The sequence below is a fragment of the Halosimplex yunnanense genome, assembly GCF_054504345.1.
The window spans coordinates 79,350-94,402 of sequence record NZ_JBTJEL010000035.1 but is presented as its reverse complement, the minus strand read 5'-3'; the positions used below and the strand labels follow the sequence as shown (position 1 = coordinate 94,402).

Genomic DNA, 15,053 nt, shown 5'->3' with positions numbered 1-15,053 from the left:
GACGCGTTAAACTCGGGGGCCTCGCTGCGCGCTTCCCTCGCTTCGCTCGGTCCAGTGCTTACTTCGTCCGCCTTCGTTTAACGCGTCGCCCCTTTCAGTCCCACCCGCACAGACTGATCGGCCAAGCTACGCGGGTGGGACTGAAAGGGGCCGTCCGCTCCGGGAAGACGAGCGCCGCAAGCACTACAGCGAGTGAAACGAGCGAAGCGCACAGCAAGCTCCTCGACCGGAGCGGACGGGGGCTTTCACGCTGTTTGCGGTAGTGCTCGCGAGCCCAGCCGCTACCGAAGTAGCACCGAAACCGAGAGAGGCAGGAAAAGAACCGAAGACTCCTAGCCGGTGAACTTGTGGTAGTCCAGGCCCTTCTGTTTCATCTCGTTGTGCCTCTCTTCGAGGAACGAGTAGACGGTGCCGTGGGGGGCGCCCTCGATGATCATCTCCGCGGCTTCGCGGACCACGTCGACCTGTTCGGGGCCGCCGATGATGCCCAGCGTGGAGCCGTAGATGACGACCGAGGCGCCGCTGAGTTCCTCCATGAGTTCGCGGGTGCGACCGCCCTCGCCGATGAGTCGGCCCTTGTGTCGCTGGAGGTCGTTCTGGTTGCGCGCGGCGGCGTCGATGTCGATGATGTCGAACATCATCATCTCGTCGTCGAGGAGTCGCATGGCCTCGTCCGGGGCGAACCCGCGGCCGATGGCCTTGACGATGTCGGGGCCTTTGAGCGCGGTGATGGGGTCGCCGGTCTGCTCGACCTTGACCTGCCCCGTCTCGCTGTCGACGTCGAGCCGGACCTCCGCGCGGTCCTCGATGGTCCGCAGCGTCTCACCCCCCTCGCCGATGAGAGCGCCGATCCGGTCCTGCGGAATCTTCACGTGTTGCATGCCTGACCGTACGTGTCTCCGCCGTTTTAAGGCTTTGTTGACCGGGCCACTCCGTGACAGGGACCCACGCGGCGCCGTCGCTGGGACAGCGTGGCAGACCAGCATCGTCTTGTTGGACCGCCGAAACGATCCGCTGTGACCCAGTCGCTCACGGCGAGACAGCAGGGAGCGCTCTACGTCGTCGTCGGGTTCGCCCTCCTGTTGAACCCGTTGGTCGTCGGGGCCCTCGACCTCGGTGACCCGGACAGTTACACCTACGAGCCGAAGGAGATCACCTTCTACGACAACGGGACGTACGACGCGGCCGACGGCGCGGACGCGGCTGACCCGAGGGTCGCGTGTCTGGACGACTCCCTCCCGACTCGGTCGTGTACGCTCGAACGAGCGGTTCACGCGAACGGCGGAGTCATGTACGACGGGCTCCCCCAGCGGATCCTCAGCACTGACTACTGGTACGTCTACGTCTGGGACGAGGGCTTTTTCGAACCGACCAGCGCGGACTGGGGGAACGACACCTACGAGTACGGGCTCGAACCGGTCGCCCGGTCGCAAGCGCTCGACTACGTCGCGGTGTCGAGCGACGAGGCGTCGACCGGCGTCCGTCGAGCGCTGGAGACCGGCCAGTACCGGACGAGCGACCCGCTGGACGGCGCCGACGAACTCGTGGCCCACGACGGGGACTACTACGTCGTCACGGCGACGAGCTACAGCACCACCGACGAAGAGCGGCGCAACGTCGTGATCTTCCTCCAGTGGATCGCGGGCATCGCCGGCGCGTGGCTCGTCCTCCGCGGCCAGCGGTTGCGTGTCGTCGGGACGGGATAGGACAGCGATGCCGATCGCCGCCCCTCACTCGTACCGGAGCGCGTCGATCGGGTCGACGCGAGCGGCCCGCCACGCGGGGTAGAGGCCGGCGACGACGCCGGTGAGGACGCCGACGGCGACCGCGGCGGCGAACCATCCGGGCGCGAGGGTCAGGGGAATCTCCGCGTACCGTGTCGCCGCCCATCCGCCGGCGATCCCGAGAGGCACGCCGATAATCGCGCCGAGCGCGCCAAGCAGGACCGCCTCGGCGAGAAACAGGCCCATCACGTCGCGGCGGCGCGCGCCGACGGCCTTCATGATCCCGATCTCGCGGGTCCGCTCGGTGACGCTGACGAGCATGATGTTGGCGATGCCGACGGCGCCGACGATCAGCGCGATGACGGCGATGCCGGTGACGAAGCGGGTGAGTCGCGTGACGATGCGCTCGATGCTGTCGACCAGGTCGGCGTTGGTCCGCGCGGTCACCTCGTACCCGTCGGGGACCAACTGCGCGGCGTCGGAGTCGCCGCCCTGGAAGTACTCGCGGACGCGCTCTTTCGTCGCCGAGGTCTGGGACGGATCGGTGACGACGGTCACCTGCGGGTAGACGCGCTGGCTGGCCACCGCGTTGGGGCTCTCGACGACCGACTGGTAGAACGGGTCGGCCGGCAGGAACACGCGGGGCTGTTCGCTGAACGAACTGAAGGGGAGCTGGCCGCCGGTGCCGTTGACGACGCCGACGACGGTGACGTTCTCGCGGCCGCCGGAGGCGAGCGAGACGGTCAGCCGGTCGCCGGGCGAGAGCGGGTCGTCGAACAGCGCGGCGGCCTGCCGGTTGACCACCGCTTCGTCCGCGCCGCTGCGGAACGCCCGGCCCGACTCGAACGTCGCCGTCGCGAACGCCGAGGCGTTCGTCGCGGTCACCTGCCGTCGGGCGACGGTCTGGTTCCCGTCGCCGATGGCGTTCACCGGCACGATCCCGCGGGGGACCACCCGCTGGACGCCCTCGACGGCGCGCAGCTGTTCGAGGTCGTACTCGGTGAACACCGGCTGTCCCGCGCCGCCGAAGCCGCCCTCGTCGCCCTCGCTGGCGAGGAGATACACCTCGTTGGCGCCAGACCCTTCGACCTCGGAGACCACGTCGGCCTTCAGGCTCGCGCCGAAGGTGGCGAAGGTGACGACCGCGGCGATGCCGATGACGATGCCGACGACGGTCAGCGCCGCCCGGAGCCGGTGGGCGCGCAGCGACCGGACGCTGATCCGGAGCGTCTCGACGAGGTCCATCTATTCGGACTCCGCGACGGTCTCGATACCCTCTATCTCGCCGTCGCGGACGTGGACGATCCGATCGGCGTGCTCGGCGATGTGGCGTTCGTGCGTGACGAGGAGGATCGTGTTCCCCGCCTCGTGCAACTCCGCGAAGAGGTCCATGATCCGCTCGCCGGTCTCCGTGTCCACGTTGCCCGTCGGCTCGTCGGCCAGCAGGAGGGCGGGGTCGGCCGCCAGCGCGCGGGCGATGGCGACCCGCTGGCGCTGGCCGCCGGAGAGTTCGGTCGGCCGGTGGTCCAGCCGGTCGCCCAGCCCCACGTCGGCGAGCAGTTCCTCGGCGCGCTCGCGTCGGTCCGTGCGGCTCCATCCCTGGAAGACCAGCGGGAGCGCCACGTTCTCGACGGCGGTGAGCCGCGGCATCAGGTTGAACGTCTGGAAGACGAATCCGACCGTCCGGCCACGCACCTGCGCCCGCTCGTCGTCCGACAGCGCGGCGAGGTCCCGCCCGTCGAGCCGGACCGTCCCCGATGTCGGGGTGTCCAGCCCGCCGACGAGGTTGAGCAGCGTGCTCTTGCCCGAGCCGCTCGGTCCCATGACCGCGGTGTAGGAACCCTCGGCCAGCGAGAGCGAGACGCCCGATAGGGCCTCGACGGTGGCGCCGGCCTCGTACGCTCGCGTCACGTCCACGAGTTCGACCACCGGCTCGGCGTCGGGGGACGCGGCCGCGGCGCCCGGTGGCGCGTCGTTCCCGGCGTCGGCCGTCTCGGTGGTGTCGGTCACACCTGATCCAGGTGCCCCGCTCAAATCAATCGTCGGTCGAACGGAGGGTCGCGGCGACCGCGCCGGCGACGAGACAGAGAGCGATCCCACCGTAGAGGCCCAGATGGACGGGGCTCTCGGGTGCGATCACGACCGCGATGGCAGCCATCCCGAGGACGTACGCGAGCGCCGCGCCGGCGGCGAACTCGCGGGGTCGAACGTCGGATACGATCGCGAACGCGCCGCCGAGAGCGATCGCCGCAGCGATCACGACTGCTAACGTCGGTACGTCGCCGATCCGCTCGGCCACGGCGGTCCAGTAGACCGCCCGCGGCGGCCACAGCGCGATACCTGCCGCGGCGGTGAAGGCGGCGCTGGCTGCAACTCCGCGTGCGTCGTTCATGGAAGGGGGTTCGATACCCGTTGGAAAATCAGTTGCCACGTTCGCCGAGACGGCGCCTTCGACCCGATGCAGATGGCGTCCTTCGCTACTCGGCCGTGGACACCCAGGCGTCCGGCCCGAGCGCCTTGATGGTCGAGAGGTCTTCCTGTGCCTCGACGCGGCTCGGGAAGGTCTCGATGCTCTCGGCGAGTTCCTCGCCGTGGTCGTCGACGAGCCGCCACGTCCACCCCTCGTCGGTCCGGTGGAACTCGAAGGCGGCCGAATCGATCTCGAGGACGCTCGCGTCCCCGAACGCGTCGCGGGCGTCCTCGATGTCCCGCTCGGCGGCCTCCCGGGTCTCGTGGTAGCCGGCCGCGGCGCCGACGACCCGCTGTTCCTCGTCGACGAGCCGCCACGTCCAGCCCTCCTCCTCTTCCTGCAGTTCGAAGGCAACGTCGTCGTAATCGAGGAGCTCGGCGTCCTCGGCGAGCGTGCTCACGCGGCCGATCGCGGACTCGACGGCCTCGCGGTCGTCGTACGTCGTCGCCGCGCGGGCGATCGGTTCGTGGTCGGCGTCGAGAAGCTGCCACGTCCAGCCCTCCTCGGCGTGGTAGCAGTCGAAGACGGTGTCGCGGATCTCGTAGACGGTCGCGTCCGCGGCGGACGCCTGCAGGTCCGAGACCGCCGCCGAGACCGACTCCCGGTCGTCGTAGGACACGCGGCCGGTCGCCACGGCTTCGCGGTCGGCGTCGACGAGTTCCCAGCGCCAGTCGTCGGGGTCGAGGCGGACGGCGAGGTCGCCGAGGGTCGCCACCTCCGCGCCGGTCGCGTCGTCGGTCAGCGACTCGACGGCCGCCTCGGCCTCGTGGCGCGTGCCGAACGGCGCCGGCGACTCGGCGACGATCCCCCCGTCGGGACGGACGAACCGCCACCACCAGTCGTCGCCGTCGGCGTAGACCTGGAAGATGCCGTCGCGCATCCGGCGCTCGTCGACCTCGCTGACCGAGCCGACGAGGCTGTCCATCGCCTGCCGGGCGGCCTCCTCGGAGTCGTAGCGCGTCGCGCTGTCGGCGATGGTGTCGCCGATGTCGGTGACGAGCCGCCAGCCCCAGCCGCCGTCGTCCTGGAACAGCTCGAAGGCCGCGTTCTCGATCTCCAGGTGTTCGGCGTCGGGCGCGTTCTCCTGCAGGGTCATCATCGCGCTCATCGCGTCGTCCTTCGACTCGTACTCGCCCTGGCCGGAGTCGGCCAGGACCGTTCCGTCCTCGTCGATGAGCCGCCAGCGCCACGCGCCGCCCTCGGCCTCGTACACCTGGAAGGCGGCCGTGTCGAACTCGATGAGGTCCGCCTCGGGCGCCTCGCTGCGGACGCGCTCGACGACCGCGGCGGCCTCGTCTTCGGACTCGTAGTCGTCCGTGCTCCGCGCGTGGACCGCGCGGTTCGAGTCGACGAGCCGCCAGTGCCACGACCCGTCGCGCCGGTACGTCTCGAACTCCAGGTCCTCGATCTCGACGACGTCGGCCGCTCCGGCGTGGGACTTCAGTTCCCGGGCGCCGGCGGCGGCCGTCTCCGCGTCGCCGACGGATTTGACGCCGCGGGCCACCGCCGATCCGGTCTCGTCGACGAGCCGCCACGCCCAGTCACTGCCGGTCCGGTAGACGTCGTAGGTCGGTTCGCCGGCGACGACGGTTGTCGCGCCCCCGACCGTTTCGAGGAGGTCGTAGACGGCCTCCTCGGCGACGCCCTTCGACTCGTAGGCGGCCGTGCTCGACGCGAGGTGGCGGTGGCCCTCGTCGCGGAGGTGCCAGCGCCAGCCGTCGTCGACCGACCGCAGTTCGACGCCGTAGGAGTCGACGACGAGTTCGGTCGCCTCGCCGACCCGCTCGCGGAACGACTCGACGTCGGCCTGCGCCCCCGCGCTGTCGGCCCACGTATCGACGCTCTCGGCGAGCGGCCCCCGGTCGTCGTCGACGAGTCGCCAGCTAAACGCCGACCCGCGCTGCTGGAGGTCGAAGGCCGCCTCGTCGCGGACGAAGACCTCGGCGTCCGGGCCGTGGTCCTTGATGACGTTGATGGCCGACTCAGCGGTGTCCCGCGACTCGAAGTCGTGTCCGCCCTCGGCGACGGCGCCCCCGTCGCCGCGCAGGAGGTGCCACTGCCAGTTCCCGTCGCCGCTCTCGTACAGCCGGAAGGCGGCGTGTTTGATCTCCAGCAGGCTCGCGTCGGCGACCTGCTCTTTGACCGCGTCGACGCGGTCTTCGGCTTCGAGTCGCGAGAGGAACGAGCTCGTGCTCCCCGCGACGGCGCTCTGGTCGATGAACCGCCAGCTCCACTCCGTGCCCTGCTTGAACACCGCGAACAGCCCGCCGCGGTCGGTCTTCCCGAGCGTGATGTCCGGGTGTTCGTACTCCGGACCGATCGTCGTCTCCGAGAAGTAACTCCGCTCGCCGGTGAGGACCGGGATCATGATCACCACGCCGGCCACGACGGCGACCCCCGCCGTGTAGGTCGCGATGATCTCCTCGCTGTAGCTCGGCGTCCCGAAGTGCCAGTTCTGTGGGTAATGCACCCCGAACATCGCGACCGCCGCGAGCCCGACGACCGTTCCGGTGACGGCCGCGTAGAGGCTCCAGTTCGTCACCGGCAACAGCGAGACGATCCCCAGCAGCGAGAGCAACAGCCCCGGTGCGGCCAGCAGCACCGCGATCTTCCGCACCAGGTACACGGTGTCGGTTGACGCCCCCGACCCGCTCGGTCCGAGCAGGTAGACGCCCATCCCCCCGATCGCCAGCAGGTATCCCATCACCAGCAGGGTGTACCCGTAGACGTCGATCTTCGAATCCGGTTCCCGTACGTACTTCGTGTACAGTTCGAACAGCTGCCCGTCGTAGGGCGCCCCCCGACTGTTCGTTTCTGTCGACATGGCCCACCGCACAGAGGTGGTACTAATAAGTCTTCAGACGGTTCATCGGGTTCTGGCGCCGATTGTAACTGGTATCTATCACGCACCTAACCTATCAAGGCTTGCAATACTCGTGACTACCCTCGAATCTTGCCGGTACAGTGGTGAGCGCGCGAAGTTTGCCGGCCCGCTTCACGTGCGGGAGCGACCGATCTCGGCCGCCTACCCCCGCGATGTCGGGGTATCGACGACGGGCAACTGGTCCGGCCGTGTGGTTAAGCCGCTCCGGCCCGAACTCGCACGCATGACAGACGAACGGGGGTCACTCGGCTCACGCGTCGCGCCGCTGGCGGTCGGCGCGGTCGCCGTCGCCCTCCTCGCGGTTGTCGCCGCCGGGGCGCTCCCGACCGGCGACACCGCGCCCGACGCCGAGGAGGTTCTCGACCGGGCGGAACAGCGCTACGACAGCGCGGAATCGGTGGCCGGCGACGCGACCGTCACGGCCGAGAACGCGACCGTCGAGCGCTCGCTGAACCTCTCGTTCGTCGTCCAGCAGCCCGACAGCAGCCGCGTCTCGGTCACGCGCGACGGCAGCGAACGCGTCTTCGGGACGAACGGGACGGTCGCGTGGGTCTACGACCCCGCGAACGACACGGTCCGCGTCCGCGAACTCCCCGACAACGAGAGCGCGTGGAACCGATCTGACGCAGCCGGCGACGGATCGTGGGACGGGAACCACACGTGGAACGGGTCCCAGGTCTGGACGGGCGATGACGAGCCTGAGAAACTGGCGAACGGCTCCGTCGACCGGTTCCTCGACGGAAACGTGAGTGCCGAGGTGCGCCGGACGGCGACGCTCGACGGGGCGGAGACGTACGTCGTCGGCCTCGAACCGACGAACCGGTCCCACCGCGGGAACGCGACGCTGTGGGTCGACACCGACGACTACCGCGTCCACAGAGTCCGTGCGAGCGACGGCGAGAACCGAACGACTGTCGACTTCGCGGGCGTCAAGTTCAACGTCAGCGCCCACGAGAGCACGTTCCAGCCGCCGAACGCTTCCTCCGTGAACACCGTCTCGCAGGAGCGCTACGGGAGTTTCGCGGCCGCACAGGACGCCACCAGTATCGCGCTCCAGCGGCTCGACGCCGAGGGGTACGACTTCGAGGAGGCGACCGTCGTCACCCGGAACGGACAGACGGTCGTCGCCCAGCAGTACACCGGCGAGGCGAACGTGACCGTCGTCGCGACCGGCGACGACCCCCCCTACGAGGTGAACGCGAGCGACGGCGAACCAGTCGAGGTGAACGGAGTCGACGCCACCTACGTCGAGCGCGACGACCGGTCGGCGGTCGTCTGGGAGGACGGCGCGGTGACGAGGACGGTCGTCGGTGACCTGCCGCGGGACGAACTGGTCGCGCTCGCCGGGCGGATGGCGGGTTAACTGTCCCGCCGTCGCGGAGTCTGGACACGGCGAGTGCCGAAGACTTATTCTCTCCCCGACAGTTTCGGCGCACGTGTCACCACCGAACAGGCGTGCGGTACTCGCCGCCCTCGGCGCCGGCGCCGCCGGCGTCGGCGGATACGCCGCGATGCGGGGTGTGATGCGGGAGAACGGCGACCCAGGAGACTGTTCTGTCGGCGGGCGCGAGCGAACGGTGGACGCCCCGCTCGAGGTGCGGACCGAGGATCCGCCCGTCGAAGGGTCGTTCCCGCACCCGCGCGCCGACGTGCGGCTGTCCGGCCACGCTTCGGGGAGTTCGGATTCGGGGGACGGCGCCGAGTACTGGTGGACCGACGTGGGCGCCGAGCCCAGCCACTCTGGGGTCGGGAAACTCGTCGCGCCCGTCGTCGTGGGGGACTACTGCTACGTCTCCGGATGGCGGCTGTACGCGCTCGACCGGACGGACGGGACGCTCGTCTGGTGTGCCGACCCCGGGCCGGGGGAACTCACCTCGCCGGCGGTTTCGGACGGTACCGTCGTCGTGGGGTCGCGATCCGACGGCGGCCGCTCGTGGCGCGGGGTGGCGGCGTTCGACGCCGAGACGGGGGAACGGCTGTGGCGGGCGTCGAGCCGGCAGCGCTCCGGCCCCGCCGTCGGACTGCCCGAGACCGCGCCCACGGTCGACGGCGGCACCGTCTACGTCGCTGGCGGGACAGAACCGAGGACCGTCACCGCACTCGACCTCGAAACCGGTGGGGTCGAGTGGCAGACCGACGGGATGGGCGCGGGCTCGCGACTCACCTCCGTAGCGGTCGACGGCGACGGCGTGTTCGCCCTCCTCGGGAACCAGCTCGTCCAGTTGAAGGGGGCAAGCGGCGATCCGATCTGGGCCGTCGACGCCGGCGATAGCGTCTGTCCGCCGGTCGTCGCGGACGGGGCCGTCTACGCGCCGTCGCCTCGCGGCGGGATCGGGAAGTGGGACGCCGCCGACGGCACCCGGCGGTGGACGGACGACCGGTTCGACGGGGAACTGGCCGCACTCGCGGTCGCCGGCGGTACGCTCTACGCCGTGAGTCGCGGGACCGTTCTCGCGCTCGACGCGCGCGAGCGGACGATCGCGTGGAAGCGAGACACCGTGGAGTTCGACCGCGACGTCGACGACGGGGGGCCGGGATACGTCATCTTCCGAGCGTGCACCGTCACCGACGACCGCGTCTACCTCAGCGCCGGCGAGGGGCTGGCGGCGCTCGACGCGGACGACGGCTCGATCGACTGGTACGTCCGCCTCCCGGACGAGAGCAGGGCGGACGCGCTGGCGCCGGGCGCTCCCGGAGTCCCGGCCGTCGCGGGCGGCGTCGCCTACTGCTACACGCTCACGGGGACCGTCCACGCGCTCGCCGCGTGACCGCTCACTCGAACACCGTCGGTCGCAGCCGCTCGCGCTCTTCGTCGGTGAGCCGGTACGGGTCGAGTTCCGTCTCCAGGTCACCCAGCGCTTCCCGCCGCTCCCGATGCTCGGCGAGGAACTCGCCGATCCGCTCGGCCGCGATCTCCTTCAGCTCGCCCGTCAGTAGCTCGCCGGAGCGGTACTGGGCGGCCAGTTCCTCGACGCGCCGGTCGTCGGGCTCGAAGAACGTGTGGAGGTACTGGTAGGCCACGTCGACCGACGGATCGCCGCCGTGCTCGCGGTGCTCGTCGATGTCCACCCGCCCGCCGGAGTGGGCGTACTGCATGATCTTCTCGCGGACGGTCTCGCGGTCGTCGGTCAACTCGATGGCGGGCGCGTCCGACGAGGAAGACATCTTCCCGGGCCCGTCGAGCGCGGGCAGGAACTTCCCGAGCAGGGCGCCGGGCTTGTCCACGTCGAAGCGCTCCTTGGCGGCCACGTCCCGGCAGACCCGGACGTGGGGGTCCTGGTCGACGGCGATGGGGACCAGCGTCGGGTGGCGCCCGTGGACCAGCTGCGGCAGGAGCAGGTGCGTCGCCTGCATCGCGGGGTAAAACGAGAGGCCGACGTTCTCGGGGTCGCCGTAGGTCGCGTCGACGGTGGACTGGGTGATGTCCGCGGCGACGCGGGCGGCCTGCGGGTAGAGGACGTCGGCGTCGAGTCGGTCGACGACGATCCGGGTGCGTTCGGGGTCGAAGCCGACGGCGAGCAGGTCCCGGAGATTCGACCGGGTGGCGGCCTCGATCTCCTCGAACGAGAGGTCCTTCGCGTAGAACTTCTCGTCGTCGGAGAGCGGGACGTAGACGTAGGCGCCCGTCTCCTCCTGCAGACGCTTGGCGAGGTAGAAGACGAGGACGTGGCCGAGGTGCATCGGTCCCGAGGGACCGATCCCGGTGACGATGGAGTGAGTCTCGCCGGCCTCGGCGGCGTCGAGATAGCGGTCGACGTCGCGGCCGGCGTAGAAGACCCGGCGGCGGACCATTGGATGGTCGGGGAACCGGCGGACCTGCTCGTCGGTGAGCCGGTCGGCGCCGAACTGCTCCAGCAGGCGGTCGTAGTCGACCGTCCCCTCCACGTCGTATGGCGTGACGGTGAAGTCGTCCGAATCGTCGGAGTCGGTTGTCTGGTTCGCTGGCTGTGCGTCGGTCGCTGTGTCGTCGTGCATGGGTTGCTGTGTAGGCTGCGGTGGCTGGCGGGCGAAGCGGTCGGGAGAACGAGTGAGCGCCGCGCCCCGAGCGGCCGAGTTAGGCCCGGACGTCCGCAGCCGCGACACTGTCCGCTCTCGAAGGGGGCGTGCGCCAGCGCCACGCGAGAGCGGACTCCATGCTCGTCTGAGAGTATTCCGCTCGCCTACAAATCGGTTTCGGAGCTACGATGTCGAAGCGGAATCGAGGTGACGGGAATCATATCGACCACAGACAACGACTCGACGGTGTCCGCGAACAGCGTGAAAGCCCCCGGTTTCTCGACTCCCGGGACTCGCTGCGCTCCTCGCTCGCTCCGCTCGCTGTGGTGCTTATTCCGAGAGAGCAAGCTCTCTCGGCGTTCGCCTCACTCCGTTCGGCTCACCGTCGCCCGGGTTCGTCGAGAAACCGGCCCCTTTCAGTCCCACCCGCGTCGCTTGGCCGATCAGTCTGTGTGGGTGGGACTGAAAGGGGCGGCGCGTTCGACCCGGCTCGGACGACACAAGCACTGGACCGAGCGCAGCGAGGGAAGCGCGCAGCGAGACCCGGGCGGTCGAACGCGCCGGGGCTTTCACGCAGTTTGCGGTCCCGTTCGCACCTGCGGTCGTGCGCTCTCTCCTCGACCGATTCTCATAGCTCGAATGTTCTCACAACTCGAAACACTCGCCATCCACTGCGAGCGGGTCGTCGAAGGCCTCGTCGGCGTCGAGGAAGTGCGAGACGTGGACCACCCTCGTTTCGTCTGCGTCCAGGTCCTCGCCCAGCGCTCGCGCGCCCTCGACGGTCATGTGCTTCGTGCCGAAGGTCCGCGGGACGCCGTCGTCGTCGAAGTGGGTACCACCGGCGGGGTGGTGTTCGCAGTAGTCGGCGGGCACGATGCCGTCGGCGAGCAACAGGTCGGGATCGTCGAGGACGGCGCGGGAGGCCTCGCCGATGCCGTACGTCGAGTCGCCGGAGATGGAGAGCTTCGCGCCGGTGTCGGGGTCCTCGATAGCGAGGCCGTAGCAGACCAGTGGCGGGTGGTCGACGGGGACGAGCGTCACCTCGAACCCACAGGTCTCGATGGGTTCGAACGGCGTACGAGCGAGGACTTCGACCTGTTCGAGGTAGTCGTAGCGGCGGCGGACGGTTTCGGCGACGCTCTCGTCGGTCTGGGGGTCGGTCTCGTCGGCGGCGTAGACCGGGAGGTGATCGAGCAGGCGGTAGGCGTGGCCGAGGCCGTCGAGGTGGTCGAAGTGGATGTGCGTGATCACGGCGGCGTCGGGCAGGGGGACGTCGCGGCCGAGGAACTGCTGGCGGAAGTCGGGACTGGCGTCGACGAGCAGCGACTCGCCGGTGCGCTCGTTGCGGACGTGGACCGAGAACCGCGAGCGCTCGACGCCGCGCTCGACGGCCCGCTCGCAAGTGTCGCAGTCGCAACCGGGGGTCGGCGTCCCCGTTGTGTCGCCGGTGCCGAGGAGGGTGACTTCCATCGCCCGAGCCAAAGCGAGGGACGGGCCTAAAGGGTGCGATCGACGCTGTCGCAGCACCCGGTCGAGCGAGCCGGCAAGCGCGCCGAATGCCCGACCGACGGCGGGTCAAGAGTTTAGGCGTGCGAACTCTTGGCACACGGTATGGACAGTCGCGAGTACGCGTTCGAGGGGACCGAGCCGGACGTCCACGGGTACGCCCACGTCAGTCGCGAGGCGACGGTAGTGGGCGACGTGACGATCGAGGCCAACGCCAACGTCTGGCCGGGGGCGGTCCTCCGCGGCGACGTCGGACCGGTCCGCGTCGGCCGGCAATCGGCCGTCGGCGACAACGCCACCGTCCACGTCTCGGAGATCGGCGAGAAGGTGATGGTCGGCCACGGCGCCGTCCTCAACGACGCCACCGTCGCCGACGGCGCCCTCGTCGGCTTCAACTCCACCGTCAGCGACGCCGCGATCGGCTCGGGCAGCATCGTCGCGATGGGCACCGTCGTCCCGCCGGGCTACGAGGTCCCGCCAGAGTCGTTCGTCCGCGGGATGCCCGCTTCGGTCACCCCGCTCTCGGAGACGGCCATCGACCCCGAGGCCGTCTTCGAGGCGTTCAACTCCGGCGACTACGCCAACCTCGCCGACCGTCACGAAGACCTGTTCGCCGGCCCGGAGGGCGGAGAGTGAGGATTACTCCCGTTCGACCGACGGCTCCCGATTCGCGCGCTCCACGCTCCCGCTAACTTCCACGTCTTCGATCTCGACCAGCCGCTCCATCCGCCGCTCGAACTCGGCGTCTCCGATCTCGCCGCGGGCGTATCGCGCCTTCAGTTCTCCCAGCGGATCGTCGGCGTCAGCGTCGGCAGCTTCCCCTTCTGAACTGCTTCCCCGGCCGCGGATCGCGGGCCAGACCTCGTTGGCGACGATGGGGATCAGCGGCGTGAGGAGGAACCACCCGACGATGAACACCACGGCCGCGACCTCGAACCCCACGAACAGTCCGGCGAGCAGTCCGACCGGGAGCGTGAGGATCGCCACGACTGCGGTGATGCCACCCACCAACCGATGGTCCATACGTGACAGTTCCCACGACGACCTGAAAACGATTGTTGTCAGGTACCAATGCACGCGGTCGGTCCCGGGACGGCGGACCGCCGGTGAGGGCCCGGTAAGGACCGGCTAGCTTTGCGGGTGGCGGCCGAACGCGACGGCACAGATGGCCGACGAGGGTTCGGACACAGCGGCGGACGACGATACCGCATCGGGATCGATAGACCAGGAGGAGGCGTTCGCCAACCTGACGGGCGACTTCTACCGCGGCGAAGTCGAGCGGACGGCCTCTTGGCGGGGCCGGCTGGATCAGACGACCAACTGGGCCGTCGTCGTCGTCGGCGCCATCCTGACGTGGGCGTTCTCCAGCGGCGACAACCCCCACTACGTGATCCTGATCGGCGTGTTCGGCGTCACGGCGTTTCTCGTCATGGAAGCCACGCGCTATCAGGAGTACGACGTCTGGCGCAACCGCGTCCGAATGCTCCAGACCGACCTCTACGCCGAGATGTACGCGCCGTCGAGTTCCGGCGACCACGACTGGCAGACGCCCCTCGGCGAGGACCTGCGCTCCCCCGAGTTCAACCTGACCATGCGCGAGGCGCTGACCCACAGGCTGCGCCGGTCGTACCTCGCGCTGCTTTTGATCCTCCTCGCCGCGTGGGTCGCCCGGGTCACCGTCTACGAATCCTCCCAGTCGTGGACGGAGACGGCGTCGATCCTCGGCGTCTCCGGCGCCGTCGTCGCGACCATCGTGGGCCTGTTCTACGCCGTTGTCGTGCTGGTCGCGGCGGTGTCCGTCCGCGGCGAGACCGTCATGGAGTTCCAGGAGTGACGCCGGTGGCCGCTCCCGCTGTCGAGTTCGCGGAGAAATCAGTTCGATCGAGAAACGCGTCGACGCCCTCGATCCCGTCGGTCGGCCGTCACAGCCCGCTCGTGTTCATCACGCGGGTGACGTCGCGCCAGTTGCGGACGGCCCAGTAGCCCAGTCCGGAGGCGATCATCGCCGCCGACAGCAGGTACGCCGACAGGTGCGACGCGACGACGGCGTCGGGGTTGGTCAGCCCGTAGACGACCCCTTCCGTGCCGAGCCCGATCGTTACGAACCCGACGATGCCGACGACTGTCGCCCCGACGAGCGCCTCGCGGCCGTAGTACTCGGAGTGTTCCGCCGCGAGCAAGGCGGCGACGAAGCCGACCGACCCCGCGAGTACGTAGACGGGGAGGCGCCCAACGAGCCCCCCGGCGTTGCCCGACGCGATTCCGACGATGCCCAGAAAGGCCGCCGTCAGCACGAGCGTCGTCGCGCAGATAAGCGGCCCTGCCTGTACCAGTACCTCCCGATCCAGATACCCGTTCGCCGACGTAGCCATCGGCATAACTACTGCTGTTTCCCCACAAAAAGCCCCGTCAGTCGTGCGTCATCCACCTGTGAACGGAGCGACCGGTCGCCGTCGCCCGGCGGGTTTTTTGC

14 protein-coding genes are annotated in these 15,053 nt (G+C 69.5%); 5 read left to right on the top strand and 9 right to left on the bottom strand.

Annotated features, from left to right (window positions below; translation table 11 throughout):
* Window positions 1-332: 332 nt before the first annotated feature.
* A complete protein-coding gene (locus tag AB2U09_RS14115; protein ID WP_459193367.1) occupies window positions 333-881 on the bottom strand; it encodes a 16S rRNA 3'-interacting factor aDim2p in 549 nt (182 codons plus the stop codon).
* 135 nt (window positions 882-1,016) lie between these two features.
* On the opposite strand from AB2U09_RS14115, the gene AB2U09_RS14110 reads away from it, so the two are divergent.
* A complete protein-coding gene (locus tag AB2U09_RS14110; protein ID WP_459193366.1) occupies window positions 1,017-1,706 on the top strand; it encodes a DUF8127 domain-containing protein in 690 nt (229 codons plus the stop codon).
* 24 nt (window positions 1,707-1,730) lie between these two features.
* On the opposite strand, the gene AB2U09_RS14105 is transcribed toward AB2U09_RS14110, so the two are convergent.
* The 4 genes from AB2U09_RS14105 to AB2U09_RS14090 form a co-directional block, all read right to left on the bottom strand.
* Window positions 1,731-2,969 (bottom strand): ABC transporter permease, encoded by a 1,239-nt coding sequence (locus AB2U09_RS14105; protein ID WP_459193365.1) that lies wholly within the window; start codon window positions 2,967-2,969, stop codon window positions 1,731-1,733.
* Window positions 2,970-3,734 carry an ABC transporter ATP-binding protein gene (locus tag AB2U09_RS14100; protein WP_459193364.1) on the bottom strand — a complete coding sequence of 255 codons (765 nt, stop codon included), beginning with the start codon at window positions 3,732-3,734 and terminating at the stop codon, window positions 2,970-2,972.
* A gap of 25 nt (window positions 3,735-3,759) precedes the next feature.
* Window positions 3,760-4,116: a hypothetical protein gene (locus AB2U09_RS14095; RefSeq protein WP_459193363.1), complete on the bottom strand. Its 357-nt coding sequence runs from the start codon at window positions 4,114-4,116 to the stop codon at window positions 3,760-3,762.
* 85 nt (window positions 4,117-4,201) lie between these two features.
* The gene (locus AB2U09_RS14090; RefSeq protein ID WP_459193362.1) at window positions 4,202-7,018 is read right to left on the bottom strand and encodes a YegP family protein; all 2,817 of its coding nucleotides are present in this window, start codon (window positions 7,016-7,018) and stop codon (window positions 4,202-4,204) included.
* A 283-nt stretch (window positions 7,019-7,301) separates the two neighbouring features.
* On the opposite strand from AB2U09_RS14090, the gene AB2U09_RS14085 reads away from it, so the two are divergent.
* Together AB2U09_RS14085 and AB2U09_RS14080 are read left to right on the top strand one after the other, a co-directional pair.
* Window positions 7,302-8,441, top strand: a complete 1,140-nt coding sequence (locus AB2U09_RS14085) for a DUF4367 domain-containing protein (protein WP_459193361.1) — start codon at window positions 7,302-7,304, stop codon at window positions 8,439-8,441.
* A 73-nt stretch (window positions 8,442-8,514) separates the two neighbouring features.
* Window positions 8,515-9,846, top strand: coding sequence for an outer membrane protein assembly factor BamB family protein (locus AB2U09_RS14080; RefSeq protein ID WP_459193360.1), 1,332 nt, complete (start codon window positions 8,515-8,517; stop codon window positions 9,844-9,846).
* Between the two features lie 4 nt (window positions 9,847-9,850).
* Here AB2U09_RS14080 and AB2U09_RS14075 read toward each other — a convergent pair whose 3' ends face one another.
* Both AB2U09_RS14075 and AB2U09_RS14070 read right to left on the bottom strand, forming a co-directional pair.
* The gene (locus AB2U09_RS14075; RefSeq protein ID WP_459193359.1) at window positions 9,851-11,053 is read right to left on the bottom strand and encodes a tryptophan--tRNA ligase; all 1,203 of its coding nucleotides are present in this window, start codon (window positions 11,051-11,053) and stop codon (window positions 9,851-9,853) included.
* Window positions 11,054-11,719: 666 nt separating this feature from the next.
* Window positions 11,720-12,544: an MBL fold metallo-hydrolase gene (locus tag AB2U09_RS14070; RefSeq protein ID WP_459193358.1), complete on the bottom strand. Its 825-nt coding sequence runs from the start codon at window positions 12,542-12,544 to the stop codon at window positions 11,720-11,722.
* A gap of 141 nt (window positions 12,545-12,685) precedes the next feature.
* Here AB2U09_RS14070 and AB2U09_RS14065 point away from each other — a divergent pair, with 141 nt between their 5' ends.
* A complete protein-coding gene (locus AB2U09_RS14065) occupies window positions 12,686-13,216 on the top strand; it encodes a gamma carbonic anhydrase family protein (RefSeq protein ID WP_459193357.1) in 531 nt (176 codons plus the stop codon).
* Window positions 13,217-13,219: 3 nt separating this feature from the next.
* On the opposite strand, the gene AB2U09_RS14060 is transcribed toward AB2U09_RS14065, so the two are convergent.
* Window positions 13,220-13,603 carry an SHOCT domain-containing protein gene (locus AB2U09_RS14060; protein WP_459193356.1) on the bottom strand — a complete coding sequence of 128 codons (384 nt, stop codon included), beginning with the start codon at window positions 13,601-13,603 and terminating at the stop codon, window positions 13,220-13,222.
* A 142-nt stretch (window positions 13,604-13,745) separates the two neighbouring features.
* On the opposite strand from AB2U09_RS14060, the gene AB2U09_RS14055 reads away from it, so the two are divergent.
* On the top strand, window positions 13,746-14,414 hold the full coding sequence (locus tag AB2U09_RS14055) for a DUF2270 domain-containing protein (RefSeq protein ID WP_459193355.1): 669 nt from the start codon (window positions 13,746-13,748) through the stop codon (window positions 14,412-14,414).
* A gap of 88 nt (window positions 14,415-14,502) precedes the next feature.
* On the opposite strand, the gene AB2U09_RS14050 is transcribed toward AB2U09_RS14055, so the two are convergent.
* Window positions 14,503-14,952, bottom strand: coding sequence for a hypothetical protein (locus AB2U09_RS14050; protein WP_459193354.1), 450 nt, complete (start codon window positions 14,950-14,952; stop codon window positions 14,503-14,505).
* Between the last annotated feature and the right edge of the window lie 101 nt (window positions 14,953-15,053).

Coding starts and splice junctions, on each gene's coding strand:
- AB2U09_RS14095 (WP_459193363.1), bottom strand. CDS start 4,116: ATGAACGACGCACGCGGAGTTGCAGCCAGCGCCGCCTTCACCGCCGCG.
- AB2U09_RS14115 (WP_459193367.1), bottom strand. CDS start 881: ATGCAACACGTGAAGATTCCGCAGGACCGGATCGGCGCTCTCATCGGC.
- AB2U09_RS14105 (WP_459193365.1), bottom strand. CDS start 2,969: ATGGACCTCGTCGAGACGCTCCGGATCAGCGTCCGGTCGCTGCGCGCC.
- AB2U09_RS14050 (WP_459193354.1), bottom strand. CDS start 14,952: ATGGCTACGTCGGCGAACGGGTATCTGGATCGGGAGGTACTGGTACAG.
- AB2U09_RS14070 (WP_459193358.1), bottom strand. CDS start 12,544: ATGGAAGTCACCCTCCTCGGCACCGGCGACACAACGGGGACGCCGACC.
- AB2U09_RS14090 (WP_459193362.1), bottom strand. CDS start 7,018: ATGTCGACAGAAACGAACAGTCGGGGGGCGCCCTACGACGGGCAGCTG.
- AB2U09_RS14075 (WP_459193359.1), bottom strand. CDS start 11,053: ATGCACGACGACACAGCGACCGACGCACAGCCAGCGAACCAGACAACC.
- AB2U09_RS14085 (WP_459193361.1), top strand. CDS start 7,302: ATGACAGACGAACGGGGGTCACTCGGCTCACGCGTCGCGCCGCTGGCG.
- AB2U09_RS14065 (WP_459193357.1), top strand. CDS start 12,686: ATGGACAGTCGCGAGTACGCGTTCGAGGGGACCGAGCCGGACGTCCAC.
- AB2U09_RS14055 (WP_459193355.1), top strand. CDS start 13,746: ATGGCCGACGAGGGTTCGGACACAGCGGCGGACGACGATACCGCATCG.
- AB2U09_RS14060 (WP_459193356.1), bottom strand. CDS start 13,603: ATGGACCATCGGTTGGTGGGTGGCATCACCGCAGTCGTGGCGATCCTC.